Below are 25,401 nucleotides of genomic sequence, written 5' to 3' on the forward strand. Positions count from 1 at the left end.
CGATTATGATAGAAGGAGTGAAGGAGTAAATGGTTACATTATATACATCACCAAGTTGTACATCTTGTCGTAAAGCGAAAGCTTGGTTAGAGGAAAATGATATTGGATATACAGAGCGTAATATCTTTTCAGAGCCGTTATCAATCGACGAGATTAAAGAAATTTTACGTATGACAGAAGATGGAACAGATGAAATCATTTCAACACGTTCGAAAACTTTCCAAAAACTAGACGTTCAGGTAGACGCTATGCCTTTGCAAGATTTGTATGAATTAATTCAGCAAAATCCTGGCTTGTTGCGCCGTCCGATTATCATTGATGAAAAACGTCTACAAGTTGGTTACAATGAAGACGAGATCCGTCGTTTCTTACCACGTAAAGTGCGTACTTTCCAACTTCGCGAAGCTCAAAGACTTGTGAATGGTTAATTTTTATATTTGTCTGTTTAAGATTTAAATAAGAAACCAACCAAGTAACGTTTGCTTGAAGTTGGTATATAAAAAATAAGCAGCAGGGAGCCAGATGGCCTCTGCTGCTTATTTTTTGTCGAAATAGCAGGGAAAATGAAGTATATATGTAATTAATAAAGAAAGAGAGTATCTAAACATATAAAAGTGGTGGTGAACGGATTGGAGCTTTTACAGCTAAAATATTTCCAAGTAGTTGCTAGACTAGAACATATAAGTAAAGCGGCCGAAGAGCTATACGTATCTCAGCCTGCGCTCAGCAAAACGATTTCACAGTTAGAAAAAGAGCTAGGCATTCGTTTGTTTGATCGAAACGGTAAATACATTAAATTAAATCGATACGGTAAAGCATTCTATGCCAAAGTAGAACTTGCTTTAAAAACATTGGAACATGCAAAGCACGAGCTAAAGGATATGTCGAACGATCCTTGTGAAGAAATTCGCCTTGTTGTATTAGCTAGTTCACATTTGCTTCCAGAGCTATTAAGCAGGTTTCGTGAACAATATCCTCAGGTGCGTTTTCGACTGATGCAGCATTTGACTAATAGCAATTCACAGCCTGATTTTGATTTATGCATTTCAGCTTTTCCATTAACAACCCGTCAGATCGAACATACTCCTTTACTTCGTGAATCGATTTTGCTTGCAGTGCCTCTTGATCATCCTTTAGCCAAGCAATCATGTGTAAAGTTAAATGAACTTAAAAATGAGAAATTCATTGTGCTGAAGAAAGGGAAAGAGCTAAGGAAAATAACGGATGTAATTTGTAAGGAACAGAATTTTGTACCTCAAATTACGTTTGAAAGCGATGATCCAGCAACAGTAAGAGGTTTGATTAGAGCGAAGCAAGGAATAGGTTTTATTCCTGAAGTAACTTGGGGAGGTTCTACAGGAAAAGATGTAAAACTGCTGAAAATTGAAGAGGAAACATTTGAACGTACTATCTTTCTAGCTTGGAACAATGGAGGCTATGTGACGGATTTACAACAAATCTTCAGGCAGTTTGTGATTGATTATTTTAAACATCTACGCTCCGGTATGTCTCATGAATACATATAAGAATCATGACTAAATGTCATGATTTTTATTTCTTTTTCGAATAAATCTAAAGTGAACAGTAGAGAAAAACTGTATTATGTCATTTTTGATATAAGTATATAACTAAAAATGCATAGGTTATTCAACTTTTTTCCTTTACACTATTTTTAAATCATAAAGTAAACGCTTTCAATAATGAGGTGGGGAGGAAGTAATATGATAATCTTCGGTGTAGCGCTGCTGTCTATTTGCATGTTGATAGGGGTAATTGTTGGGGACGCATTAGGAGGGCTGATGGGAGTAGAAGCCAACGTTGGAGGAGTAGGGGTATCCATGCTTCTTCTTGTACTAGCGGTGGATTATTTAAAGAAGAAAAATAAGCTCCAAGTAAAATCCGAAGAAGGCATTGCTTTTTGGGGAGGTATTTATATTCCTATCGTGGTAGCAATGTCTGCACAGCAAAATGTTGTAGCTGCTCTTGATGGAGGAGGCATGGCGCTTCTTGCAGGGGTAGTAGTAGTCGTAGTAGGCTTTTTATCCATACCATTTATCAGCAGAATAGGAGAGAAAGCGAAGGTGAAAGAACAAGAAATAGAGCTTTCTATTTTACCTAAGGAGCAGATAAAATGATGAATATGATTAAAGAAGGATTAGAAAATAACGGGCTGATTACGGCATTTGCTATTATTGGGATTGTCATGTATATTGCTTATTTTTTATCAGATAAATTAACAAAAGGAAGAGTTCATGGATCTGCTATTGCTATTATGTTTGGGTTAATCCTTGCTTATATCGGTGGAGTGAATACAGGAGGAGAGAAAGGAATTTCTGATATACAGTTATTTTCAGGAATTGGTTTAATGGGCGGAGGGATGCTGCGAGACTTTGCCATTATTGCTACTGCGTTCGGCGCCAGTTTTAGCGAAGTCAAAAAAACGGGAATCAGCGGGATTACGGCCTTGTTTTTTGGGGTTTTCTATTCCTTTGTAATAGGTGTAATTATTGCTCTTTGTTTTGGATATAGAGATCCCGTTGCTTTGACCACAATCGGAGGAGGAGCCGTAACCTATATTGTGGGGCCGGTTTCTGGAACTGCGATTGGAGCCTCTTCTGATATTATCGCGTTAAGTATAGCTGTAGGATTAATTAAATCCATTTCAGTTATGATTTTGACACCGATATTTGCTAAGAAAATCAAATTAAACAACCCTCGTACAGCAATGATCTATGGAGGAGTTATGGGGACGACGAGCGGTGTAGCAGCTGGTTTAGCCGCGACAGATGTAAAACTTGTACCTTACGGAGCCATGACAGCTACATTTTATACAGGTCTTGGTTGCTTGCTCGTACCATCTATTCTTTTTTTACTCACAGAGATTATTTTTTAAGTGTACAAAGTGTTTTATGAATAAAAGACTGCTGTGCTCATTAAACTAAAGAAAAGGCCATACTAAATAAAAATGTTTAGTATGGCCTTTTCTTTATCGTTTAATTGAACGAAAGCTATTAACAACCATGCCGCTTATCAGCACAACAGCAATTGTTATATACGGAATAAATGTTCCTAGAGATGTATGGGCTGCAAAGAATGAATGTAAGTTCTTTTCATGTCCAATCATATTTCCAGCAGTATAAGCTAAAATAGCTGCTCCCCCATAAACGAGCAGGGGAAATCGTTCCATCAAATACAAAATGAGCTTGCTTCCCCAAACAATAATGGGGACGGATACGAGTAATCCGATAACAACCAAGATAATATTTCCATGAGCTGCGCCTGCTACAGCTATTACATTATCTAGTCCCATTACAATATCAGCAAATACAATCGTTCTTACAGCGGCGCCTAATGTCACGCCTGCACGGATTGAAGATGCATCATCACCTTCTGATACAAGAAGCTTAAAGGCAATGATCACTAATAAAAAACCGCCGATGAGCTGCAAGTAAGGAATAGTTAGTAAATAAACAGCTAAAATAGTAAGTACAATGCGAACGATCACAGCTAAGCCAGTCCCTAAAAAAATAGCTTTGTTTCGCTGATATTCAGGTAAGTTGCGGCTTGCTAAGGCAATAACAATAGCGTTGTCTCCACCTAATACAATATCGATACCGATAATAAGAAGAATGGAGGTTATTAATTCTAAATCCAATAGTCTTCCCTCCCAATATGTAAGGATAAGTAGCTCATATTGCTTTATCTGTGTTCATTTTTAACAAAAAGCGTTCATAGGGTAAAGAGATTATGTATATAACAAAGTAAGGTGTAAGGTGGCTATGAGTTGCCAGAGTATTTTTCATTTCCTTTCTTTCGCATTTTGTCATAAAATAGATATACAAGGTTCACTCAAATAGTGTATGCTTGTATATCCCAAGTTAGAATGCTTTACAAAGTGAGAAAGTACATGTAATATTGCTTTAACACGGGGGTAAAATAGTCCCTTCATCGTTTAGGGGTAATGTTCGAAATGGCCGGATTACCTTCACTGATTTTTCCGAAGGGAGAGATGATAATGGAAATCGAACGCATTAATGAAAACACAGTAAAATTCTTTGTCACTTACGTAGATATTGAAGAACGTGGATTTGATCGCAATGAAATTTGGTTTAGCCGAGAGCGCAGTGAAGAGCTATTCTGGGAGATGATGGACGAAATTCATCAAGAAGAAGAGTTTGTAGCAGAAGGTCCTCTTTGGATTCAAGTACATGCGCTTGAGAAGGGGCTAGAGGTTATTGTAACAAGAGCACAAGTTTCAAAAGACGGTCAAAAGTTCGAAGTACCTGTTGGTGAAAATGATAAAATCGATATCCCTGTAGATGGAAAAATTGAAGCGTTGCTTGATCATCAAGCGAATCAAAATAAAAAAGCTGATTTTGAAGAAGAAATTATAGAAGACGAAGGGCTACAGTTCGTCGCACGCTTTCAAGACTTAGAACATTTAATTTCCTTAAGTCACCATTTAGAGTTAGATGATATCATCAACAGCATGTACGTGTTTGAAGGAAAATATTATTTATACGTTGAGTTTACAGATGATGAAGACTTTGTAGCTGAAATTGATAACATTTTAAGTATCATTTTAGAATATGCAAATGAATCAAATGTAACAGTTCATCGTTTAATGGAATATGGAAAAGAATTAATCAGTGAAAATGCACTTGAACAAGTAAAGCAGTATTTTCCTTTACGATAATAGCAGCCGATTTCATGTATATGAAATCGGTCTTTGTTTTGTCTTCATTTTGGGAAAAGCTCTCCGCTCATATCGAACAATTTAGGTGGAAAAAGCAGGCGGCTGGTTCCTACACGGGAAAGTGTAGTGTTAAAATAACAAGTTTGAGGATAATAACGGTATAGAGACCTGTTATTAATGATGAAAGATTGGTTTTAGGATAGGTGAAAACAAGTTGAAAAATAGATTACAGCTTTTAATTTTTGTTATTGGTATTATTGCTTTGCTTTATTTTACAAAAGGGTATTGGGACGGTAAATTTATTGGCGTGCTAAGTATCTTAATTACGATTAGTGTTGTTTTCATCGGTCTTGTTATTTCATTAGAAAACCGTCATCCAACTCAAACGCTAACGTGGCTCGTAGTATTAGGCGGTTTCCCGGTAATAGGGTTCTTTTTTTATTTGTTATTTGGACGCAATACGCGAAAACGGCGTTTATTTGCTAAAAAAGCAAAGCTGGATGAACAGGTGCTTTTAAAGATGGAAAGAGATTCCGGTATATTAGAAAATCACTTTGAACAGTTGGGCACCAGTAGAAAGCAAATGCTGAAGCTAGCCGTCAGGCTTGGCAAGAGTCCAATTTCTTTTTCATCAGATACGCGCGCATTGACGAATGGAAAAGAGACGTTTCACGAAATTATGGAATCATTAAAGCATGCAAGGCATCATATCCACTTAGAGTATTACATCGTACGACATGATCACTTAGGAGAACAAATTAAAGATATTTTAATTCAGAAGGTACAAGAAGGAGTTTATGTACGTTTCTTGTACGATGCCGTGGGCAGTTTTCAGCTTTCACCGCATTATATTCACGAGTTAAGAAACGCGGGCGTAGAAATGATTCCATTCTTGCCGGTCAGATTTCCATTTCTCAATAATAAAATCAACTTCCGTAATCATCGTAAAATTGTAGTCATTGATGGAACAATTGGATTTGTAGGAGGTTTGAACATTGGTGATGAATATCTTGGGAAAAGTCGGCATTTTGGCTTTTGGAGAGATACCCATTTGATGGTGAAGGGTGAGGCAGTCCGTTCATTGCAGCTTATTTTCTTGCAAGACTGGTATTATATGACAGGTCAGACGATGCTTACTCAAACGTATCTATCGCCGGATTTAATTGACATTGATATGGAAAAGTGCGGCGGTGTTCAAATGATTGCCGGCGGACCAGACCGTGAGTGGGAAATTATCAAACACTTATTTTTTTCGATGATTACGTCTGCGAAAGAGTCCATTTGGATTGCCTCTCCTTACTTCATACCTGATGAAGATATTTTTACTTCTCTCAAAGTAGCTGCTCTAAGCGGTATAGATGTAAGGCTTCTTGTACCTCAGAAGCCTGATAAAAAAATTGTTTTTCATGCATCACGCTCTTATTTTCCAGAGCTGCTAGAAGCAGGTGTGAAAATTTACGAGTATAAAAAAGGATTTATGCACAGCAAGATTGTGATTGTTGATAGAGAAATTGCCTCTATTGGAACGGCTAACATGGACATGAGAAGCTTTCATTTGAATTTTGAAGTAAATGCTTTTTTATATCGCACAGCTAGTACTCAAAAGCTCGTATATGAATATATGCAAGATTTAGAAGAAACGAGTGAGCTTCACTTTAAAGACTTTGAAAAGCGGCCATTTATACAGCGGCTATTTGAATCAACAGCCCGTTTGCTTTCACCGCTATTATAATCGCTGTAAACCACATTGCGTACGGTGCAATGTGGTTTTTTTCTGAAAGAAAAGGGTTTAGTAGAAAGGTGTCGAATACAAGAATATAGCTCGCTATTATAGGAAGGAGAAATGTACGATTGTTAGTTGCCCAAACAGAAGAAGGCCTCATTTCACTAGCTCAGCGCTTTTCGCTTGAACAGCTTAAGCTGTGGAAAAAAGAAAAGCAGTTCTACTGTCCCTCTTGTCAATCCCCTGTACAGTTAAAGGTAGGTACAAAAAAAATTCCTCATTTTGCGCACCTGAAAAAAACGTGCGTCGCTCAGCATGAAGGTGAAACAGATTATCATCTCGACGGAAAACGAAAGCTGTTTCACTGGTTTAGTTCTCATCTTGAAGTCGAGTTAGAAAGTTATCTTCCTGACATTATGCAGCGTCCAGATCTTCTTGTAGATACGCCCTCGCAAAAATATGCAATCGAATTTCAATGTGCTACCTTATCTTCCTCAGCGCTAACTAAACGTTCTATTCATTATGAGAAAGGAAATTATATGCCCCTTTGGATTATGGGGGCAAAAAGAATGAAGCGCTTATCCACTTATATGTATCAACTTTCTTTTCAAGAGTGGCAGTTTCTTACTCTTTCCGATTATACGCCCACACTTCTTTATTTTTCACCTTCTACTAATCAACTGTTGAAACTTGAACATCTTATTCCTTTTTCATCTCAGATTTGTTATGCACAGCTTGTCGTGCTCTCTCCTCACGAGCATACCTTTCATGATCTTTTTTCTACACATACACAACCTCAATTTTTCTCTTCGTGGATAAAGAAAAAGAAGGCATGGAGAACGCATTATATCCTCTATCCTAATCAGAAGCTTCAGCCTTTTTTACACGCTCTTTATGAAAATAATATTCCTCCCTCCCATATTCCAGCAGAAGCAGGCATGCCGCTGCCTTCTTTATACATGGTTGAAACGTCTGCTATTATATGGCAGACGTGGCTGCTTCTCGATTTAATGCAGCAGAAGCAAGTAGGGGATTTAGTTACAGAAAAAGAGTTAGGCCGGCTATGGCTCTACAGAATTCATAAGCGGCATATTGTATTTCGGTCTTTGCCAATGGCCCCTGTCGCTGTGGAACAGCCCCTGTTTGAGTATATAGAGGTATTATGCCGGCTAGGAATGCTAACGTATATAACTTCTGGGGTATACAAAATCAGAAGGCCCTACACGATTCCAAAGCAAACATCTGATGCTTTTTTAGAAGATGGACAAATGATGAAAAGGTGGTTAAATCAAGCAAAAGAAGTGACATAATCACGGAAAATCAGTACGCTTAAGAAAGAATCCTTTTTTCAAAAGCGTACTGACTTTTGATTAATTCTTTTAAAACAACATACAATAACGAGAGAAATAAAAAGGATTCGCCTTAGAAAAAGCGAACAGTTATAGACAGGTAGAAAAAGATGGAGGGATGACCATGAGTGAACAATCAAAAGTAAAAAAGTTACCAAGTAGAAGCGAGATAAAAGTAGAAGATACGTGGAAACTAGAGGATATTTTTGCTTCAGATGACGCATGGGAAAAAGAATTTGAAGAAGTAAAAGCTCTTATTCCGCAAATGGAAAAATTCAAAGGGAAACTTGGAGAGTCCGCTCAAACTTTATACGACGCTCTTCAAGAGCAAGACGAGCTCACAATGCGCGTTAGTAAACTTTATACATATGCTCATATGCGCTACGATCAAGATACCACTAACTCTTTTTATCAAGGGTTAAATGATCGAATCAAAACACTTTATACCCAAATTGCAAGTGCACTATCGTATGTAACACCAGAAATTTTGTCTATTGAAGAATCAAAAATTAAACAATACATGGCGGAACATAAAGAGCTAAAGTTATATGCTCATGCATTAGATGAAATTACTCGCGAGCGTCCGCACATTTTATCAGAAAGCGAAGAAGCGCTTCTTGCTCAGGCTTCTGAAGTGCTAGGATCTTCAAGCAACACGTTTGGAATGCTAAACAACGCAGATTTAGAATTCCCCTCCATTAAAGATGAAAATGGAGAAGAAGTAGAAATTACGCACGGGCGCTATATTCGTTTCCTAGAGAGCAGCGATCGCCGCGTACGAGAAGAAGCGTTTAAAGCGGTGTACGAAACGTACGGTAAATTTAAAAATACGTTTGCAAGTACGTTAAGCGGCACGGTGAAGAAAGATAATTTTAGCGCCCGCGTTCGTCACTATAATTCAGCTCGTCACTCAGCTCTTAGCACAAATAACATCCCAGAAGAAGTATACGATAACTTAGTTAAAACAGTGAACGATAATTTGCATTTATTGCATCGATATATTGATTTACGTAAGAAAGTATTGGGAATTGAAGAGCTTCATATGTATGATCTCTATACGCCTTTAGTAAAAGACGTAAAAATGGAAGTAACCTATGAAGAAGCAAAAGATTATATTTTAAAAGGCCTGAAACCACTAGGTGAAGACTACCTTAACGTGTTAAAAGAAGGATTTGAAAACCGTTGGGTAGACGTTCATGAGAACAAAGGCAAGCGAAGCGGTGCTTATTCTTCAGGAACGTATGGCACCAATCCTTATATCTTAATGAACTGGCAGGATAATGTAAATAACTTGTTTACACTAGCCCATGAATTTGGCCATTCTGTACACAGTTATTACACAAGAAAAACGCAGCCATATCCTTACGGAGATTATTCAATCTTTGTGGCAGAAGTAGCTTCAACGTGTAATGAAGCGCTTCTAAACGATTATTTACTAAAAACGATTGATGATGAAAAGCAGCGCTTGTACTTGCTTAACCATTATCTAGAAGGATTCCGCGGTACGGTATTCCGTCAAACAATGTTTGCTGAATTTGAGCACGATGTGCACGTGCGTGCTCAAAACGGAGAGCCGCTTACACCTGAATTATTAACAAAATTATATTATGACTTAAATAAAAAGTATTTTGGAGACAACTTAGTGATTGATGAAGAGATTGGATTAGAATGGGCTCGTATTCCGCATTTCTACTACAATTACTACGTTTATCAATATGCTACAGGGTTCAGTGCAGCAGCAGCATTAAGCAAGCAAATCCTTGAAGAAGGAAATGCAGCTGTTGAGCGCTATGTAGGTTTCTTAAAGTCAGGAAGCTCTGATTATCCAATTGAAGTGTTGAAAAAAGCAGGAGTAGACATGACAACATCTCAGCCTATTGAAGAAGCGCTAGCCGTATTTGAAGAGAAATTAACGGAAATGGAACGTTTATTAAATCAATAAAATTAAAATGAAGCAGGAGCTGTATCCTGCTTCATTTTTTAAATCCTCGAAACTTGTTGTGATTGTTAAGCAATGTAAAAATAATAAGGATAGCTAAAAATAAGAGAGGGCCTGCGATAATGAGAGGGACAAGTTGCATAAGAGATAAAATATAGAATAAAAAAGAAACCAAAAGAATAACAACCCCTAGAGTAATTCCAGCAATTTTCATAGTTAACACCTCTATTAAAAGCATAATTGGTTGTACTATATGAGTGAATCTGGCTGTTTATGAAGTTTTTTTATAAAAAAGTGAATAAAATTGAAAAAAGGGGTTGCCAAAAGTCGACATAATTTGCTATAGTATTAATCGTGAAGTTTATCACAAAACAAACATATACCCCTTTGTTTGACCGTGAAAAATTTCTCCCATCCCCTTGTTGTCTTAAGACAAACGAAAAGACTTGGCGAAAGCCAAGTCTTTTTTGTTTAGTTGATGCTTAGCAGCTCTTTTCAGTACTTCTCCAAAAGGTGCCGTATTTGACAGGAACTCTCTCAACCACTTGCTGAAGCTGAAGTTTTTTCAATTCCTTTTCAGCCTCTTCTAATGATAAACCATACACAACTGCAACTTCTTTTGAAGCAACAAATTGAAAATAGCTTAAAAATGAACGAAGAGGCGGAAGACAAGCTGGATCTGGGTCAATTTCTAACATCTCTTTAATGATGTGTACATATGTTTCGTACGAATAGTATCCTGATATCTTAATGCCTTCTTCTTCAACTTTTTCGTTGAAGAACACAAGAGTTGGAATCTCATCGACATCCATTTCCGACGTGATTTTTAAATCACATTGAAAGGCCTTCGCAGCATAATCTGAATGCAAATCTTTTACAAATTCATCAACATCTAGCCCCACATGTTTTGCACATTGTATTAAGACAGATTCTTCTGTAACATTTTGTTTTTCTAAAAATACTACTTCTTGAAGTCTTCTCAAAAAGCGAATGCCCTGTTTCTTTCCTTGCAGACCGGCCGCTTTAATCGCAATTGATGCAGCGTAAGGAGTATCGATTGGGTTTTCAAGCCACAGATTGCCGTCACATGACATACCGGAGCGGCTTCCAGTTTTCTCCCACGATTTTGCAATATGTTCAAATTTCTGCTGTGCTCCAATATTTAATTGCTGTAAGTTTCCGCCAAGCACATGCTTGAGGGATAACAGCTGACCATATTCTATTTGTAACTTCTTTAGAATAGGCTCGAGTGCCCAGCATTCCGGGCAAAGAGGGTCAACAAATACATAGATTTCAAGCGGTTTTTTATTTGAACCTTGACAAAGCTGATGCAAGGATGGGAATTGGCTATTTAGATTACTCAATGTGAAAATCCTTTCTCATCTGTCTGTTCCGGTGAATTAATCATGTGTTGGGCAGTTAAAATAAGACGATGATAAAGTTCATCTCTCTCAGGGCCTTCTAAATTAATTTCGTCCATTGCTTCATGCATACACGTCAGCCAGGCTTTGGCTCTTGACGGTGTAATTTCAAAAGGAAGATGCCTAGCTCTCAGCATAGGGTGACCATGCTCTTCAGTGTATAACGAAGGTCCTCCTAAATATTGTGTCAGAAATTGCTTTTGCTTTCGTGCTGTTTCTGTTAAATCATCAGGAAAAATTGGCGCGAGCTCAGGATGTTTTCCAACGCGTGTATAAAAAGCATCAACAAGTTTTGAAATCGTATGTTCACCGCCTAATAATTCGTAAGGGGAGTGGATTTTTTCTCTCATGTTGATAACTCCTTTGTTATAAGAAATATACGTCTTAACTCTTTGGTGTTTTTTACTTTCCTTAATTTTAGCAGTGTCATTTCGTTAACTCAAACTATCCGCTTACTTCTTCTACTGGAAAAGAGATAAAGTGGAATTTTACATAAGAAAAGTCTATGATGCTGTGGCGAATCACTAATTATGAGAAACAAAGGAATACTTTCACAAACGTTTCCTTCTATTTATATAGTGTAACCTCGACAAACTACAGCCATTCTATGTTCGAGTGGTGAATGATTTGGCTCATTTAAACAAGATAAGAAGACATAATTTTATTTACATATTTTTGCGTTTCTTGAAAAGGGGGGACTCCGCCGTATTTATCAACATTACCTGGTCCAGCATTATAGGCCGCCAATGCTAATTTCACGTTTCCGTTGTATTTATCTAACATTTGTCGAAGATATTTGGCTCCTCCAAATACATTTTGCTTGGAGTCATACGGATCTTCTACACCAAGAGCTTTAGCAGTTGCTGGCATTAGCTGCATAAGCCCAGCCGCTCCTACAGAACTTTTGGCAGATGGATTAAAGTTTGATTCTTGTTTAATAACAGAACGAATAAGTTTAGGATCCAGCTGGTAGCGTGCAGCTGCTTCTGTAATTATCGTTTGTACATCCTGAGAACTGGCCTTTGCCGTTTCATTTTTTTGTGCAGGTAAGGCAGAATTTGAAGCCGCTGCCTTACCTGAGGAAGAAACAGATGGCTTGGACTGCATTTGAACCGCCGTAGATGGAAACATCTGCGCTGCCTTCAAGTAAAGATTGGTACTCATTTGAGGCTCTTGATTGACGTAGTCTTGAAAAAGCTGAGCAAATACAGAGAGTAAAGTTGTACCAAGCATCACGTTAGCTGTTGGCATCTGGTTGTTAACTGAAAATGGCTGAGTTCCAGGAAATTGAACGGAAGACATGTAATTGTTAATATTCATGCTCATGAATTTATTCTCCATCTATTAACGTATACTTTCGCTTGTAAAACCGTCGAATTTTGTTTTCCGTTGGTTTCTTTTTAATATCAAGCTCCGTAAGCAATTGCTCAAAATATTTTGCTCCTTCATTGGCATCGGTTACTTCGTATTCAAGTTCATAATCTTCAGCACCTAGATAAAAGCTATGATCGAGTACAAGTAACCCGTTTTTATATGGAATTTCTGCTCGACTTGTACACAAAGTGCCAAAATAAGTTAGCGCATGGCTATCGACTTGTAAATCAGTAATAAGCTGTTGAATTGTTGACGGAATCTTGGCGCTGCCATCTCGCAATTCTTTAGCTTGTTCATTTGTTAATGCTTCATGTGTTTCTAAAAGACCCTCTTGATGAGGCTGTTTGAGCGTGAGCACGGACTTATCTTTTTTGCTTCGAATTCGCAGGGCAGCCCCGCAGTCTTTTAATGAGAAAGCAGGTGTATCAAAATAGTGGTTTTCTTGAGAGACAAACTGATCTTCAGTTAGTTGAAAGTGTGAGCGGAGACGATCGAACTCTTCTTTCGTTACTATATTTTTAAATTCAATTTCAATTTCTTGTTTCAATGAAATCATCCTTTTAATTTAGGTCTTTTGGTAAGGCACTTTCCATCTTAATTTATCACACTTTTTGAGACAGTCAAACTACATTTCCTAACAGGAATATCCATATGGAGAACTTGGGAAATGAAGAAATACGGATTGTTTAGGTTTTACCTTTATTAAACGTTCCTGGAATGTGTTAAAATAGTAACGAATTGTATAGTTGGAAGGAGTTTATTTATGCACAATCGAATTGACATCACTACCTGTGTGATGAAATCAAATGAATTACATTTAAAAGCAGACCCTATTGAGACGGAAATTGAACAATTGGAAGATACAAAACAAATGCTTGTTGACTCAGATAACATGTCATTTGTATATGTTGTAGATATTAATGATCAATTTATGTATGTTGGCCTTAGTGATAATATTTGGGCAAATTTAAAGCACGTCTTACATAAAGATATGAAAGTATTTTTAGAAATTAATAAGAAAATAATTGAGCTATCAGCCGTTAAAGAAGAGCTATCTTATCTCATCAGTAACATCGAAGGAAATGTGAATTATGGAGACGAGATGGTAGCAAGGGTAGAGGAAGTTTTTTTAGATAAAGAAAATAAGTAATAGAGAGAAAAAAGGGGGGTGTTATTAATGATCAGGCATTGGGATTTATTTTTAGCACCGTATAAACAAGCCGTTGAAGAACTTAAGGTGAAATTAAAAGGAATTCGTTCACAATATGATATGAAATCTACGCATTCACCTATTGAATTTGTTACGGGACGAGTAAAGCCTATCGCCAGTATTTTGGATAAAGCGACTCGAAAAGGAATTTCTCTCGATCGCTTAGAGGAAGAGATGCAGGACATTGCGGGACTCCGTATGATGTGTCAATTTACGGACGATATTAAGGCGGTCGTAGAGCTTCTTCGTCAGCGAACAGACTTTGAATTGATTGAAGAAAGAGATTATATTCTTCATAAAAAAGAAAGCGGCTATCGTTCATATCATGTGGTCGTATGTTATCCTGTTCAAACAATTAAAGGTGAAAAGAAAATTTTAGTGGAAATTCAAATTCGTACACTGGCTATGAATTTTTGGGCTACAATTGAGCATTCTTTAAATTATAAGTACAGCGGGAAATTTCCTGAGAACATCAAAAAGCGACTTCAGCGTGCTTCTGAAGCAGCTACTCAGCTCGATGAAGAAATGTCTCAAATACGAGGTGAGATTCAAGAAGCTCAGGCTATTTTCTCACGAAAAAAAGAATCGGCGGAAGAATCTTAGGTATGACTCAGCAACAGCTTTGTACATTGGATGGATAGGGGGAGAGAATTAGGTGGAGAAAATAAAATTTGCTATTACATCAAAAGGCAACCAAATATCAAATACGCTTATGCAAAAAATGAAAACGTATTTATTAGATTTTCATTTAGAATATGATGAAAACCAGCCTGATATTGTAGTGTCAGTAGGAGGGGATGGAACGCTTCTCTACGCGTTTCACCGCTATCGAAACCGACTTGACAAGACGGCTTTTATTGGGGTTCATACCGGCCATTTAGGCTTTTACGCAGATTGGACACCTGATGAGATTGAGAAGCTGGTGATTGCTATTGCAAAGACACCCTATCAGACTGTAGAGTATCCACTGCTTGAAGTGATTATTCGCTACACCAACGGTGGACGCGAAGCTCGATACTTAGCTCTGAATGAATGTACGGTAAAAAGTGTAGAAGGTTCTTTAGTAATGGATGTGGAAATTAAAGGGCAGCGATTTGAGACATTCCGAGGAGACGGCCTTTGCGTATCCACTCCCTCGGGAAGTACAGCTTACAATAAATCCCTTGGAGGCGCGATTTTACATCCTTCGCTTCAAGCTATTCAAATTGCTGAAATGGCTTCTATTAACAATCGAGTGTTCCGTACGATAGGTTCTCCATTGGTTCTTCCTGGACATCATACAGCGCTGTTAAAGCCTGTCAACGACGCAGACTTTCAAATCACCATTGATCATTTAACTCTTTTACATAAAGATGTAAAGTCGATTCAATTTCGGGTAGCAAGCGAAAAAATTCGATTTGCTCGCTTTCGTGCGTTTCCTTTCTGGCAGCGTGTCAGAGACTCTTTTGTATGTGATGATTAAAGGCAGGGAAGAGAATGAAACAAGTTTTTACGTTGAGTTGGACCGTAGATCATTCTTTCGAGGGTGTAGCGGTTCGTGAATTTTTAAAAGAACATGATATTTCCAAAGCTTCTCTGACGGACATTAAGTTCAGAGGAGGAGCAATTGAAGTAAATGGAAAGCATGCAACGGTTCGATATATTCTGCAAAAAGGTGACGAAATTAAGGTGGCGTTTCCACCAGAAAAAGCAAGTGAAAGTCTTCTTCCTAAAGCTATACCTTTGGATATTGTATACGAAGATGAGTATATATTAGTGTTGAATAAGCAGCCAAACATGCCAAGTATACCTTCTCGAGAACATCTAACGTGGTCACTAAGTAATGCTGTGCTCTATTATTATGAGAAAAATAACATTAACTCGACTGTTCATCTTGTAAATAGGTTGGACCGAGACACATCTGGGCTGCTTATTGTCGCTAAGCATAGGCACGTTCATTACTTATTCTCTAAAGCACAAAAAGAACATGAAATTAAACGCGTGTACCGAGCTTTTGTTCATGGGAAGCTTGTTGGCAAAGAAACGATAGAGGCACCGATTGGCCGAAAAGAGTCAAGTATCATCGAACGGGAAGTAAGAGAAGATGGGCAGTTTGCTATTACACACTATACGGCGCTTCGTCAGTATTCTTCTTTTACAGAAGTTGCTCTTTCGCTTGAGACGGGGAGAACTCACCAAATTCGTGTTCATATGGCTTATAAAGGATATCCACTGCTTGGAGATACCTTATATGGAGGAACGAATCATCTTATTTCTCGTCAAGCTCTTCACAGCTATGAGCTCACTTTTTTTCATCCTTTTTTACAAAAAACTTTGTCTTTTACAGCACCTTTGCCGCCAGATATGCAGAAACTTCAAATCGTAAAAGAAAGTCGCTTTTTTTAATGAAAAGCGACTTTCTTTTTACACGAAGTGATTAAATTTTTCCTCTACGTAAGGCATAGATGAAGGCACCGATATAATATTCCTTTCAGGATACTGAAACGCCGTTAAAGCCCCTCCAAAAACTGCGCCTGTATCAATATTAATGGTATTATGAATTTTTCTGGCTTTTACTACGGGTGTATGCCCATACACGATAAACGGTTTTCCGTTATAATGTTTGGCCCAATCCCGTCGGACAGGCATGCCGTTTAGATGTTTTTCACCCGTAATGTCTCCGTATAGCACAAAGGTTTTTACTTTTTTATCCGTTCTGCCGATGTATTCAGCTTTAAGACCGGCGTGAGCAATAATTAATTGGTTTTGATCAAGCTGCACATATAGAGGTGATTGTTCATAAAGCTCAATGAACTTTTTTTTAATGAATTTCTGTTCTCTTGAAGGTAAAGCTTCGTACTCGGCAACGGTCGTTTCTAATCCATGAGTAATTTGCACTTTGTTACCGCAAAAGAAGCGATATAGCTTATTGCAGTGATTGCCTGGACAGTAGTAAGCTTGCTGATGCTTTATTACAAGTGACCATACGAGCTCAATCACTTTTAGTGAATGAGGTCCTCGGTCTGTTAAATCACCTACAAATCCAAGGCGCCTTCCGTCACAGTGGACAGGAATCCCGTCTTGCCACTCATACCCAAGTTTTTCTGTTAACGCTTTTAATTCATCATAGCACCCATGGATATCGCCTATTATATCTACTTTCATCTTTTATCCACATCCTTAAAAGGTTTTTCCTTTGACGATATAAAATTACCCTTATATGGAGCAAACTATGTGTAGAACTTATATATTATTGGGAAAAGAGTAAAGAGCTAGGAGTTGAAAAAAAACAAAATTCATCATAAAGTTAAATGAGTTTTGTGCGACAGGGAGGTTGAAGACATGACAGATTCAATTGAAAAAGAAGAAAAGGCATGGTTCGCCGAACATTTATTATCACTTTTAGAAAAAAATGAAATCGATGCATTTCGTGAAGAATTTTTACATATGCATACGTATGACCAAGCTCAATTTTTTGAAGAATTAGATGAGCCTTCTAGATTTGCGCTGTACGAGATGTTATCTCCGGAAGAAATGGCGGATATCTTTGAAAATGTAGAGATACGAGAAGAAGATTATCAAGAAATTCTCTCAGAGATGCATCCCAATTTTGCAGCAGACATGCTGTCGAAAATGTCGGCGGATGATGCCGTTGACGTATTAAATGAATTGGATAAAGAACAAGTGGCGAGCTATTTAACGATTATGGATGAAGAAGCAGCCGATGAAATTAAAGAGCTGCTTCATTACGAGGAATATACCGCTGGAAGTATTATGACGACTGAATTTGTGGCCATTCGTGAAAATCAAACCGTACATTCAGCCATGCACATTCTACGCAGGGAAGCTCCAGAAGCGGAAACAATTTATTATGTATTTGTTATTGATGAACAAAAGCATCTAGCAGGTGTTATTTCTCTTCGTGATTTAATTATAGCAGATGAAGATACGATGATAAGCGAAGTTATGAATGAACGAGTCGTATCCGTATCAGTAGCGGAAGACCAAGAAGAAGTTGCGCGTATTATGCGCGATTACAACTTTCTTGCGCTTCCAGTTGTTGATTTTCAGCAGCATCTTCTCGGGATTATTACGGTTGATGATGTGATGGATGTTCTTGATGAAGAGGCATCGGATGACTATTCTAAATTAGCCGGTATTAGTGATGTAGATGATACGATTGACCACAATCCTTTAGTAGCGGCCAAAAAGAGGCTGCCTTGGCTTATCATTTTGCTGTTTTTAGGAATGATGACAGCGAGTTTAATTGGACGTTTTGAAGATACGTTGAATCAAGTAGCTATTTTAGCTGTATTTATACCTTTGATTGGCGGTATGGCTGGTAATACAGGAACACAGGCACTAGCCGTTGCGGTTCGCGGACTAGCGACGGGAGAAATCGAAGAAGAAAGCAAATTTAAGCTGTTAATCAGAGAAGCAGCTACCGGAATGATTACAGGCGCATCATGTGGACTTTTAGTTGTATTAATTGTTTATATTTGGCAAGGGGATCTTATTTTAGGCGCTTTGGTAGGCGTCTCTGTATTTTCAACATTGATTGTGGCTACACTTGCAGGAGCGTTTATCCCGCTTCTCATGCACAGGTTCAAAATTGACCCTGCAGTCGCATCAGGACCATTTATTACAACGATCAATGATCTTATCAGTATTTTAATTTACTTCGGTCTAGCGACAACATTTATGAGTTATTTAAAATAATGAAGGGACGTTAGAATTCGGCATGAGTAATCATGTCGGATTTTCAGTATTAGTTCATATAGTTGACAGAGAACCTTCAAGCTTTTATGATTAACCTTTAATTTTGAATACTAACGTCTTCGTTTTATAAATAGCGAAGGTAAAAGGAGGGGGATCTAATGGAACAGCACGCGTCCTTTACATCACTTGTTATCGTCATTAGTTTGGCCTTTTTAACGCCTATACTGTTGCATCGGTTTAAACTTAACATTATACCTGTAGTCGTAGCTGAAATTATTATGGGATTAATTATAGGGAAAAGTGGTTTTGACCTTGTGGAGCAGGATATGTGGCTTGAAACACTTTCCACTCTAGGCTTTATCTTTTTGATGTTTTTAAGTGGTTTAGAAATTGATTTTTCTGCTTTTGCTGGAGGAAATTCAAAAGATAAAAAGGCTTCAGGAGCGAAGGTGCCAAATGCTTTTTCCATTTCTATACTAGTGTTTGCAGCTATCTTTGCCGTTTCACTATTTTTGTCCTATGTTTTTGTATGGACAGGTTTTATTGATAATGCCTTTTTGATGACGCTTATTATTTCTACCATTTCACTAGGAGTAGTAGTGCCGACATTAAAAGATGCACAGATTATGAAAAAGCCGATTGGACAAACCATTTTATTGATTGCGGTTATTGCGGACTTAGTCACGATGATTTTACTAGCCGTATTTGCTTCCGTCTATGATAAATCAGGAAATAGCAATACGTGGTTGATTTTAATTTTATTTGGAGTAGGAGTGATTTTATACTTCATAGGGAAGCAGTTTAAAAACCGATCGTTTCTTGAAACAATGTCTAAAGGTACAATTCAAATCGACACGCGCGCCGTATTTGCACTCATTATCATTCTGGTGGGCCTTTCGGAGTCAATTGGTGTTGAAAACATTTTAGGCGCGTTTTTAGCGGGATCACTCGTTTCTCTTCTAGCTCCTAACAAAAACTTAGTTCATAAATTAGATTCGTTTGGCTATGGATTTTTAATTCCTATCTTTTTTGTGATGGTAGGAGTGAAGCTTGATGTTTGGTCATTGTTCAGTGATAAAAAAGTGCTGATATTAATGCCTTTATTATTCATTGCATTGTTGATATCCAAGCTAGTCCCAGTGTTAATCTTAAGAAAATGGTATGATATGAAAACCGTTTTGGCATCGGGTTTTCTTTTAACATCGACTTTATCACTCGTTATTGCGGCAGCAACGGTTGGTGAAAATATTGGTGTTATTGATTCACAAATGTCCGGTGCGCTGATTTTGGTGGCGATTATTACATGTATTATTACACCTATTATCTTTAGAAAGCTGTTTCCAAAGCCAGAAATCAGTGACAGAAAGCTGAAGGTTAATATGCTCGGGGCAAATCAATTTACACTCCCGGTTATTCGAGAAATGGATCTTGATTTATATGATGTTACGATTTATCATCCTACTCAGGACAAAATTGAAAACCGTACGTCGGATTCCATTTTTAATATCGTGGACATCGATGGATATAGTAAGGAAACTTTAATGCGTATGGGGATTTTAGATGCGGATGTATTAGTCGTAACAACAGGGGAAGAAGAAAGAAATAGCGACATTGCTCTATTTGCAAAAAAATATGGTACAGAACGGGTTATTGCCCGCGTAGAAAGTCCTGTATTAGATGAAAAGATGAAAGAAAATAACATTGAAGTTTTTTCTGTGCTGTTATCTACGACTGCATTGCTAAAAGCTTTAATCGAATCGCCAAATATTTTAAATATCTTAACGAATCAAGAAACAGCACTTTATCAAATTAATATGCGTAACCCTAAATACGAGGGGATAGAGCTTCGTAAGTTCCCATTTACAGGAGATGTGATTTTTGTTCGAATCTTTAGAGGCAAAGATTCCATTGTACCTCATGGCGATACAGAGCTTGAATTTGATGATCGTTTGATTGTAACGGGGTCTCGTTCATATGTGAATGAATTGCGTATGCTTCTTGAGTATAAAATTAGATAAAGGTATCTAGGTAGGTTTAGTTTTCTATGTTATTGAATGAGAGAAAGAGGCTGGGACAAAATTATTTTAGCTGAAGTGAAAAACGAACCATTGATCAAAATATTTGATTAGTGGTTCGTTTTTTTGTTGTCTTGAAAATTAGTTTCATCTGTTTAGCTCTCTCTAGCAGTTGATGGGAGGGCAAGACGAAGACTCCTGCGGGAAAATCGGAACAGGGGAGACCCCGCAGGAGCGCAAGCGACAAGGAGGCTCATCGGCCGCCCGCAGAAAGCGAAGTCTTGCATGGAAGTCAACTGCGGTGTAATAAGCGGTTCAGCTCATGTGTCCCATTTGTGCGTCTTTAGATTGAATTAATTTCGTTATGTCTCAACCTCTTTTATTGTGTTTTCTCAAATGCTGGAAATAAAAGTACAGCGCTGCTTTTGGTGTTAAAAAGGCTACCGCAAAAAAATAAACAAGTTTTTCCGTGTTCAAGCATACATTTTTAAAAGAACGATAACAAGCAATTGGAGGTATGCTTCATGACTAACTCAAAATCTAAGTCAGAAGAAAACGAGCCGCTAATGTACATTGTCCAGCCAAACGCTACGCAAAATCAGCGTTCTATGCAATATTATTTTAGTTCAAAACAGCAAGACAATAAAGGAATAGAGAAAGAGCACGTGTTAAAAGAAGAGCCCAGCTTTTCTTCCATTCAAGAAGTCAAAGAGCCTGACGTAGAAAAAGTGGAAGAGATTAAGCAAGAAAAAGAGGAAGAGCGTTCAATTGTTCCCGTGGATATACCGCAATCAGAGACTAAAAAGCCAAATAAAATGTTTCAGTCTATGACGATTAAAGAAAAAGTTGATTTTCTATGCAGTTTCCCGCCTCATATGTCTCAGCCAATTTGTGAAATTACGTGTCAAAACCAAAAATATATAGGAACAATTTTAGAATTAAAAGAAGGAAGTTTATACGTGAGCGTTCCTCCTAATAAAGAGAAAACAGTATTGACATTTCATGATATTCAGACCATATCTATCATTAAAATTTAAGTAACTCTAAAAGCTAACAGTGAAGAAGCACGTTAGCTTTTATTTTCATAAGTTTGTGAATGCACGGAGGAATGAAAATGACATGGATTTATCTAACATTATTTGTCTTTGCAACATTTCGACTTACTCGTCTAATTGTTTTTGATAAAATCACAGCGTTTATTCGTAAACCGTTTCATAAAATTGTAGAAGATCAAGATGAACAAGGAAATACGGTAACTTATCTAGAGATAAAAGGGAAAGGACTGCAAATGTGGATTGGAGAGCTGCTCAGCTGTTATTGGTGTACGGGCATATGGTGTGCGGTAGGGATTTATTTTAGTTATGTAGCGTTCCCGCATATTGCTATTCCTATCATTACAATCTTAGCTATTGCAGGATGTGCAGGAATTATAGAATCATTTATGAAATAAATGGACGAGTTAAAAGACATATTGAACATCAATATGTCTTTTAATAATTAAGGGAAATTTAGCACTACTTTATTAAAAAAAGGGATGCCTTCTTGCCACTCTTCGCTATAAAAAAAGCCTTCTAGAATAAATGAAGTCGTATCGGAGGACAGCGGAATGACTACTTGAAAAGAGTCAAATAGTAATTTGTCTTTTGGCTTTAATACATTTTGCTTAATAGGTTTGATCCAATATTCACCGTCATTTTGAATTTTTTCGTTCCATTTTGGATGAGCATAGCGCCATTCTAAAGAAGAAGAGGGGATACTGGAAACTTCAATGTCTTTTTCATCAATGATCTTCCCGCTTAATATAGCCGAAGCAGTGGGTTTCATTTTTAAGCAAAGCACCGGAGAGCGTAAAGTACTGCTCGTTTGATTTTGAATAATTACGTTGCCGAATATCATCAGCTCGCTTTCATCTTGTTCCGGCAGCAGTATAGAATGTTGAAAGAAACAGAGGATATCACTCTTTTCGAACCTTTCCACAGGTTTTTCCACAATTTTTTCGATTACTTTTTCCACAATCTTTTCTTCAATAACGGGCTGTTTTCTCGAGGCTTTTTCCCGAAATGCTTCTGCAATAATTTTTTGTTCAGAAAGCTCGTTTCTTAGTAAATCCAGCTCTTTTTCTAATCCTTCAATTTCTACTTCTTTTTCAGATGTAGAAAGCGTCTCAGCGTGCTTTTTCTTCCAAAACGATGTATTTTCTTTTTCTCGTTCCAAAGCTCGTTCATAGCTTTTTAATTGGTTTTGTACGTGCCGAATTTCCGATTTATAGTGAATGAGCTTTTGTTTTAATTGAGTTAAATCATCTTTAGGGGAAGGGGAGTTACGACTCATCTAGTAGTCTCCTTTCCTGCTGAGCTATGAATTAAGTTTGTAAACCTGAGCTGCCCACAGCAGTTTTATTTATATGTATGCACAAAGCTTGTAAACGATGAAAAAAGAGGAGAAATATTCTCCTCTGATGGTATCTAATTAATCAAAATCTGTTTCAAAAGAACTTTCGTAGCTGCTACTTTCCTCACAATCATCGTGATGGTGACGTCTTCCTGGGAAAATCGCTTCACATTGAGGTGGATATTCAACAGGTGCGCAACCGCTAGCTGCATCTATAATTTCAGGGCGAGGGTAGCAGAAGCTGCCTTCCACTTCAATTTTAACATCTTTTTCGATTTGTACACTGAAACATAACACGAGCTCAAAGCTTAACAGCTGTAAGTCACAGTGTGACAATCTGATAGAACCGCCGGATCCTTCAAAAGAATCAAGGTGAACAACTGGCTCTGTGCCTTCTGGAGCACAAAGGTAAAACGTTTGATGTGTCTTCCATGGAATATTACAAGAAATAATTTCATGATGTTTGTGATGACCACCTAAATCCATTAACTTAATCTTGTAGAACCCACTGATCGACAATCTAACTTCATGAAGAATAACCACTTCTCCATCCGGTAACACGATTTTTCTAGCGCGGCGACCACCGTGTGGCACAAGTTCAATTACTTTATCCAGTGCATCTTCATCTGAAGGATCCACAGGTTTACCGTCACTATCTGTTAAAATAATTTCTACTTCTACGTCATGCCCTAAATCTTTAAGTGCTTCTTCTTCAAATAATGAAGTGTCATTCGTAAAGATTTGTGGTAAAACAACTTGACGTCTAACCCAGTCGTACACTTTAGGCACGCGGATACATAATGATTCAAAAAGTTCTCCCATTTTTAAACCTCCTAATTGTAATTGTCCTTCCTTTACGCTTTTCGTTACTAGGTATCGGACTACTATAGTGTATGAATGACCTGCTTTTATGTTCCTTAGTAAAAGCGGAATTTATCGGAATAAATTCTAGTTGGAGCGAGCATAAAAAATGAAGGAAATAATAAACTCAATTACAGCATATTCATGTTAATAAAAAGTGTTATTCATCTTTAACTGATTTTTTAGAAGTAGTGGGTTATTTATAATGGAGGAGTGAAGGGCATGAGTGAGGAAAAAACAAAACAATATATTGCTTCATTGAAGTCAGAACTGGCTTTTTATAAAGAAGAATATCAAAAATTCAAGCATCAAGAATTTGAACATGAAGATATTAAGGAAGAGTTAGCGGAATTAAAGCAAAAGCATGAAGAAGAAAAAAGGAAACTAGAGGAAAAAATAGATTGGCTTAAAGCATGTGTTAATGAACAAAAATCAAAAACCGAACAGTCCATTGTACAGTACAATCATGAAGCACAAGGAACCATTCAAGAGCTGCAAAAACGGCTGCGTGAAGTGACAGAGCAAAAGGGAGGAGAAAGATCAAGAGTAAGAAAGCCAAAAAACAGCACGGATTTATTTTTGTCCATGCAGCGCAAAATGGACAAATAAGATAGAACGTCTTTCTTTAGTCCTGAATATAATGTTATAGATAGGATGCTGTGAAAAGGAGGGAAAACATGATGTATTATCATTATAATTATAATCCTAATCAATACCCTCAGCCCCTGCCTTATCATCCACAACCAATGACAAAACAATCGGTAAAGAAAGGGCAGTCTATTCCTAAGCCAGTCCAGTACCCTTCTCCAAAACAAGGTGGTTGCGGCTGTGGTTCAAAGTTACCAAAGCGATAAGCAATAGAAGCATTGTCACTCGGACAATGCTTTTTTACATAGAGTGTAGAGAGGTGTAGAGATGCCGGATTTTTTCAATGAATTTGAACGTTTTTTTGAACAGCATATGATGGGAGAACATCGAAAGAGAATGAAAGAAGTAGAAAAAGAAGAAAAGCAGATGGAACAGCAAGAGAGGAAACTGCAGCAAAATGTAAAAAGACTTGATGAGCAAGATGCTGAAGATCCGTTTGGACAATGAAATTTAATGTACACAGTTGAAAAGCCCATACAAAATCATTTGAGTGAACATACAGTATAGAGAGTAAAACAGAGGGGGTGTAATATTATGGGCTGCGGATTTGGCTACGGTGGTTGTGGTTACGGTGGTGGCTACGGCGGTGGTTTTGCGTTAATCGTTGTATTATTCATTCTATTAATTATTGTTGGTTGTGTTTGTTTTTACAATTAATCCCTTCTATGAATAAGGCACCGAAAAGTGCGGGTGAAGTTTCACTCGCACTTTATTTTTTTATTAAATGTAAAGGGCACCATCTAGGCACATGGTGCATACGATGAAGTATAAATAAAGGAGGTCATGCAAAATGGATAATAATATGTTTAAAAATATAGAAAAGAAAACAGGCGTTAATATGAAGGATATTTTTGAACTTGCGAATTCTGTACAAAATGCTAATTTTAAAGATGAGCAAACGGTGCGTAATATTGTGAAGCGAGTAGCACAAATTGCGAATAAGCCAATTTCAAAACAAAAAGAAGAACAAATTGTTAAGGCGATTGCAAACAATAATCAATCCATTGATTTTGCGACCATCGCTAAAATGCTAAATGAGAAAAAATAATTCAATGTTTTTATATAAAGCCCTGACG

General features: G+C 37.5%; 30 protein-coding genes. 22 read left to right on the top strand and 8 right to left on the bottom strand.

The window, feature by feature from the left end; genetic code table 11:
• Positions 1–29 precede the first annotated feature (29 nt).
• The 4 genes from spxA (at position 30) to madM (ending at position 2,893) form a co-directional block, all read left to right on the top strand.
• Positions 30–428, top strand: coding sequence for a transcriptional regulator SpxA (spxA, locus tag BG04_RS15045; RefSeq protein WP_013055422.1), 399 nt, complete (start codon positions 30–32; stop codon positions 426–428).
• Between the two features lie 201 nt (positions 429–629).
• Positions 630–1,526, top strand: a complete 897-nt coding sequence (locus BG04_RS15050) for a LysR family transcriptional regulator (protein ID WP_034654376.1) — start codon at positions 630–632, stop codon at positions 1,524–1,526.
• A gap of 195 nt (positions 1,527–1,721) precedes the next feature.
• Positions 1,722–2,135: a malonate transporter subunit MadL gene (madL, locus tag BG04_RS15055; protein ID WP_013055424.1), complete on the top strand. Its 414-nt coding sequence runs from the start codon at positions 1,722–1,724 to the stop codon at positions 2,133–2,135.
• Positions 2,132–2,893: a malonate transporter subunit MadM gene (gene madM, locus BG04_RS15060; RefSeq protein ID WP_013081762.1), complete on the top strand. Its 762-nt coding sequence runs from the start codon at positions 2,132–2,134 to the stop codon at positions 2,891–2,893. Before madL ends, madM begins: the two co-directional genes overlap by 4 nt.
• 93 nt (positions 2,894–2,986) lie before the next feature.
• Here madM and BG04_RS15065 read toward each other — a convergent pair whose 3' ends face one another.
• Positions 2,987–3,655, bottom strand: coding sequence for a TerC family protein (locus BG04_RS15065; RefSeq protein ID WP_034654374.1), 669 nt, complete (start codon positions 3,653–3,655; stop codon positions 2,987–2,989).
• Positions 3,656–4,015: 360 nt separating this feature from the next.
• Here BG04_RS15065 and mecA point away from each other — a divergent pair, with 360 nt between their 5' ends.
• The 4 genes from mecA to pepF all read left to right on the top strand — a co-directional run bounded on the left by mecA (position 4,016) and on the right by pepF (position 9,710).
• On the top strand, positions 4,016–4,696 hold the full coding sequence (mecA, locus tag BG04_RS15070) for an adaptor protein MecA (RefSeq protein ID WP_013055427.1): 681 nt from the start codon (positions 4,016–4,018) through the stop codon (positions 4,694–4,696).
• Positions 4,697–4,910: 214 nt separating this feature from the next.
• Positions 4,911–6,428: a cardiolipin synthase gene (gene cls / locus BG04_RS15075; protein WP_034654373.1), complete on the top strand. Its 1,518-nt coding sequence runs from the start codon at positions 4,911–4,913 to the stop codon at positions 6,426–6,428.
• A gap of 119 nt (positions 6,429–6,547) precedes the next feature.
• On the top strand, positions 6,548–7,729 hold the full coding sequence (locus tag BG04_RS15080; protein WP_034654371.1) for a competence protein CoiA: 1,182 nt from the start codon (positions 6,548–6,550) through the stop codon (positions 7,727–7,729).
• 163 nt (positions 7,730–7,892) lie between these two features.
• Positions 7,893–9,710 (top strand): oligoendopeptidase F, encoded by a 1,818-nt coding sequence (gene pepF, locus BG04_RS15085; protein WP_013081766.1) that lies wholly within the window; start codon positions 7,893–7,895, stop codon positions 9,708–9,710.
• A 479-nt stretch (positions 9,711–10,189) separates the two neighbouring features.
• Here pepF and BG04_RS15095 read toward each other — a convergent pair whose 3' ends face one another.
• The 4 genes from BG04_RS15095 to BG04_RS15110 all read right to left on the bottom strand — a co-directional run bounded on the left by BG04_RS15095 (position 10,190) and on the right by BG04_RS15110 (position 13,049).
• Positions 10,190–11,041 (bottom strand): ClpXP adapter SpxH family protein, encoded by an 852-nt coding sequence (locus tag BG04_RS15095; RefSeq protein WP_013081767.1) that lies wholly within the window; start codon positions 11,039–11,041, stop codon positions 10,190–10,192.
• Between the two features lie 26 nt (positions 11,042–11,067).
• Entirely contained in the window at positions 11,068–11,478 is a 411-nt protein-coding gene (locus tag BG04_RS15100; protein ID WP_013081768.1) for a globin domain-containing protein, read from the bottom strand.
• Between the two features lie 286 nt (positions 11,479–11,764).
• Positions 11,765–12,454, bottom strand: a complete 690-nt coding sequence (locus BG04_RS15105) for a lytic transglycosylase domain-containing protein (RefSeq protein WP_034654368.1) — start codon at positions 12,452–12,454, stop codon at positions 11,765–11,767.
• 4 nt (positions 12,455–12,458) lie between these two features.
• Positions 12,459–13,049, bottom strand: a complete 591-nt coding sequence (locus BG04_RS15110; protein ID WP_034654365.1) for a CYTH domain-containing protein — start codon at positions 13,047–13,049, stop codon at positions 12,459–12,461.
• Positions 13,050–13,265: 216 nt separating this feature from the next.
• Between BG04_RS15110 and BG04_RS15115 the strand changes: the two genes are divergently transcribed.
• From BG04_RS15115 to BG04_RS15130, 4 genes are all read left to right on the top strand, one after another.
• Positions 13,266–13,652 carry a UPF0738 family protein gene (locus BG04_RS15115; RefSeq protein ID WP_034654361.1) on the top strand — a complete coding sequence of 129 codons (387 nt, stop codon included), beginning with the start codon at positions 13,266–13,268 and terminating at the stop codon, positions 13,650–13,652.
• A gap of 27 nt (positions 13,653–13,679) precedes the next feature.
• Positions 13,680–14,315 (top strand): GTP diphosphokinase, encoded by a 636-nt coding sequence (yjbM, locus tag BG04_RS15120; protein ID WP_014461566.1) that lies wholly within the window; start codon positions 13,680–13,682, stop codon positions 14,313–14,315.
• Between the two features lie 61 nt (positions 14,316–14,376).
• Positions 14,377–15,174: an NAD kinase gene (locus BG04_RS15125; protein WP_025749877.1), complete on the top strand. Its 798-nt coding sequence runs from the start codon at positions 14,377–14,379 to the stop codon at positions 15,172–15,174.
• Positions 15,175–15,188: 14 nt separating this feature from the next.
• Positions 15,189–16,097 carry an RluA family pseudouridine synthase gene (locus BG04_RS15130; protein WP_013081773.1) on the top strand — a complete coding sequence of 303 codons (909 nt, stop codon included), beginning with the start codon at positions 15,189–15,191 and terminating at the stop codon, positions 16,095–16,097.
• An 18-nt stretch (positions 16,098–16,115) separates the two neighbouring features.
• Here BG04_RS15130 and prpE read toward each other — a convergent pair whose 3' ends face one another.
• Complete coding sequence (gene prpE, locus BG04_RS15135; protein WP_013081774.1) at positions 16,116–16,856, bottom strand: bis(5'-nucleosyl)-tetraphosphatase PrpE; 741 nt, start codon at positions 16,854–16,856, stop codon at positions 16,116–16,118.
• Positions 16,857–17,033: 177 nt separating this feature from the next.
• Here prpE and mgtE point away from each other — a divergent pair, with 177 nt between their 5' ends.
• The 5 genes from mgtE to BG04_RS15155 all read left to right on the top strand — a co-directional run bounded on the left by mgtE (position 17,034) and on the right by BG04_RS15155 (position 21,875).
• Complete coding sequence (mgtE, locus tag BG04_RS15140; protein WP_013081775.1) at positions 17,034–18,410, top strand: magnesium transporter; 1,377 nt, start codon at positions 17,034–17,036, stop codon at positions 18,408–18,410.
• Positions 18,411–18,568: 158 nt separating this feature from the next.
• The gene (locus BG04_RS15145; RefSeq protein ID WP_034654357.1) at positions 18,569–20,428 is read left to right on the top strand and encodes a monovalent cation:proton antiporter family protein; all 1,860 of its coding nucleotides are present in this window, start codon (positions 18,569–18,571) and stop codon (positions 20,426–20,428) included.
• 172 nt (positions 20,429–20,600) lie between these two features.
• A complete protein-coding gene (locus tag BG04_RS31660) occupies positions 20,601–20,732 on the top strand; it encodes a hypothetical protein (RefSeq protein WP_256656518.1) in 132 nt (43 codons plus the stop codon).
• A gap of 217 nt (positions 20,733–20,949) precedes the next feature.
• Positions 20,950–21,462, top strand: coding sequence for a CotO family spore coat protein (locus BG04_RS15150; RefSeq protein ID WP_034654355.1), 513 nt, complete (start codon positions 20,950–20,952; stop codon positions 21,460–21,462).
• A 77-nt stretch (positions 21,463–21,539) separates the two neighbouring features.
• Entirely contained in the window at positions 21,540–21,875 is a 336-nt protein-coding gene (locus BG04_RS15155; RefSeq protein WP_034654353.1) for a DUF1360 domain-containing protein, read from the top strand.
• 47 nt (positions 21,876–21,922) lie between these two features.
• On the opposite strand, the gene BG04_RS15160 is transcribed toward BG04_RS15155, so the two are convergent.
• Together BG04_RS15160 and BG04_RS15165 are read right to left on the bottom strand one after the other, a co-directional pair.
• Positions 21,923–22,756, bottom strand: a complete 834-nt coding sequence (locus BG04_RS15160; protein WP_025749870.1) for an OmpH family outer membrane protein — start codon at positions 22,754–22,756, stop codon at positions 21,923–21,925.
• 138 nt (positions 22,757–22,894) lie between these two features.
• A complete protein-coding gene (locus tag BG04_RS15165) occupies positions 22,895–23,638 on the bottom strand; it encodes a BMQ_0737 family morphogenetic spore coat protein (protein WP_034654351.1) in 744 nt (247 codons plus the stop codon).
• 261 nt (positions 23,639–23,899) lie between these two features.
• Here BG04_RS15165 and BG04_RS15170 point away from each other — a divergent pair, with 261 nt between their 5' ends.
• The 5 genes from BG04_RS15170 to spoVIF all read left to right on the top strand — a co-directional run bounded on the left by BG04_RS15170 (position 23,900) and on the right by spoVIF (position 25,373).
• Positions 23,900–24,286, top strand: coding sequence for a hypothetical protein (locus tag BG04_RS15170; protein WP_025749868.1), 387 nt, complete (start codon positions 23,900–23,902; stop codon positions 24,284–24,286).
• A gap of 68 nt (positions 24,287–24,354) precedes the next feature.
• The gene (locus tag BG04_RS30985; RefSeq protein WP_164797097.1) at positions 24,355–24,531 is read left to right on the top strand and encodes a hypothetical protein; all 177 of its coding nucleotides are present in this window, start codon (positions 24,355–24,357) and stop codon (positions 24,529–24,531) included.
• Positions 24,532–24,592: 61 nt separating this feature from the next.
• A complete protein-coding gene (locus BG04_RS15175) occupies positions 24,593–24,772 on the top strand; it encodes a hypothetical protein (protein ID WP_034654348.1) in 180 nt (59 codons plus the stop codon).
• An 87-nt stretch (positions 24,773–24,859) separates the two neighbouring features.
• Positions 24,860–24,982: a YjcZ family sporulation protein gene (locus BG04_RS29760; RefSeq protein ID WP_013055448.1), complete on the top strand. Its 123-nt coding sequence runs from the start codon at positions 24,860–24,862 to the stop codon at positions 24,980–24,982.
• 133 nt (positions 24,983–25,115) lie between these two features.
• Positions 25,116–25,373: a sporulation-specific transcription regulator SpoVIF gene (spoVIF, locus tag BG04_RS15180; protein WP_013055449.1), complete on the top strand. Its 258-nt coding sequence runs from the start codon at positions 25,116–25,118 to the stop codon at positions 25,371–25,373.
• The last annotated feature ends 28 nt before the right edge of the window (positions 25,374–25,401 follow it).

The organism is Priestia megaterium NBRC 15308 = ATCC 14581 (assembly GCF_000832985.1).
Taxonomy (GTDB): domain Bacteria; phylum Bacillota; class Bacilli; order Bacillales; family Bacillaceae_H; genus Priestia; species Priestia megaterium.

Excerpts from the sequence above, each read along its gene's own strand:
- spxA (WP_013055422.1), top strand. The coding sequence starts at position 30 with ATGGTTACATTATATACATCACCAAGTTGTACATCTTGTCGTAAAGCG.
- madL (WP_013055424.1), top strand. The coding sequence starts at position 1,722 with ATGATAATCTTCGGTGTAGCGCTGCTGTCTATTTGCATGTTGATAGGG.
- madM (WP_013081762.1), top strand. The coding sequence starts at position 2,132 with ATGATGAATATGATTAAAGAAGGATTAGAAAATAACGGGCTGATTACG.
- mecA (WP_013055427.1), top strand. The coding sequence starts at position 4,016 with ATGGAAATCGAACGCATTAATGAAAACACAGTAAAATTCTTTGTCACT.
- pepF (WP_013081766.1), top strand. The coding sequence starts at position 7,893 with ATGAGTGAACAATCAAAAGTAAAAAAGTTACCAAGTAGAAGCGAGATA.
- BG04_RS15100 (WP_013081768.1), bottom strand. The coding sequence starts at position 11,478 with ATGAGAGAAAAAATCCACTCCCCTTACGAATTATTAGGCGGTGAACAT.
- BG04_RS15105 (WP_034654368.1), bottom strand. The coding sequence starts at position 12,454 with ATGAGCATGAATATTAACAATTACATGTCTTCCGTTCAATTTCCTGGA.
- BG04_RS15115 (WP_034654361.1), top strand. The coding sequence starts at position 13,266 with ATGCACAATCGAATTGACATCACTACCTGTGTGATGAAATCAAATGAA.
- yjbM (WP_014461566.1), top strand. The coding sequence starts at position 13,680 with ATGATCAGGCATTGGGATTTATTTTTAGCACCGTATAAACAAGCCGTT.
- BG04_RS15130 (WP_013081773.1), top strand. The coding sequence starts at position 15,189 with ATGAAACAAGTTTTTACGTTGAGTTGGACCGTAGATCATTCTTTCGAG.
- prpE (WP_013081774.1), bottom strand. The coding sequence starts at position 16,856 with ATGAAAGTAGATATAATAGGCGATATCCATGGGTGCTATGATGAATTA.
- mgtE (WP_013081775.1), top strand. The coding sequence starts at position 17,034 with ATGACAGATTCAATTGAAAAAGAAGAAAAGGCATGGTTCGCCGAACAT.
- BG04_RS15145 (WP_034654357.1), top strand. The coding sequence starts at position 18,569 with ATGGAACAGCACGCGTCCTTTACATCACTTGTTATCGTCATTAGTTTG.
- BG04_RS31660 (WP_256656518.1), top strand. The coding sequence starts at position 20,601 with ATGGGAGGGCAAGACGAAGACTCCTGCGGGAAAATCGGAACAGGGGAG.
- BG04_RS15150 (WP_034654355.1), top strand. The coding sequence starts at position 20,950 with ATGACTAACTCAAAATCTAAGTCAGAAGAAAACGAGCCGCTAATGTAC.
- BG04_RS15155 (WP_034654353.1), top strand. The coding sequence starts at position 21,540 with ATGACATGGATTTATCTAACATTATTTGTCTTTGCAACATTTCGACTT.
- BG04_RS15160 (WP_025749870.1), bottom strand. The coding sequence starts at position 22,756 with ATGAGTCGTAACTCCCCTTCCCCTAAAGATGATTTAACTCAATTAAAA.
- BG04_RS15165 (WP_034654351.1), bottom strand. The coding sequence starts at position 23,638 with ATGGGAGAACTTTTTGAATCATTATGTATCCGCGTGCCTAAAGTGTAC.
- BG04_RS15170 (WP_025749868.1), top strand. The coding sequence starts at position 23,900 with ATGAGTGAGGAAAAAACAAAACAATATATTGCTTCATTGAAGTCAGAA.
- BG04_RS30985 (WP_164797097.1), top strand. The coding sequence starts at position 24,355 with ATGATGTATTATCATTATAATTATAATCCTAATCAATACCCTCAGCCC.
- BG04_RS15175 (WP_034654348.1), top strand. The coding sequence starts at position 24,593 with ATGCCGGATTTTTTCAATGAATTTGAACGTTTTTTTGAACAGCATATG.
- BG04_RS29760 (WP_013055448.1), top strand. The coding sequence starts at position 24,860 with ATGGGCTGCGGATTTGGCTACGGTGGTTGTGGTTACGGTGGTGGCTAC.
- spoVIF (WP_013055449.1), top strand. The coding sequence starts at position 25,116 with ATGGATAATAATATGTTTAAAAATATAGAAAAGAAAACAGGCGTTAAT.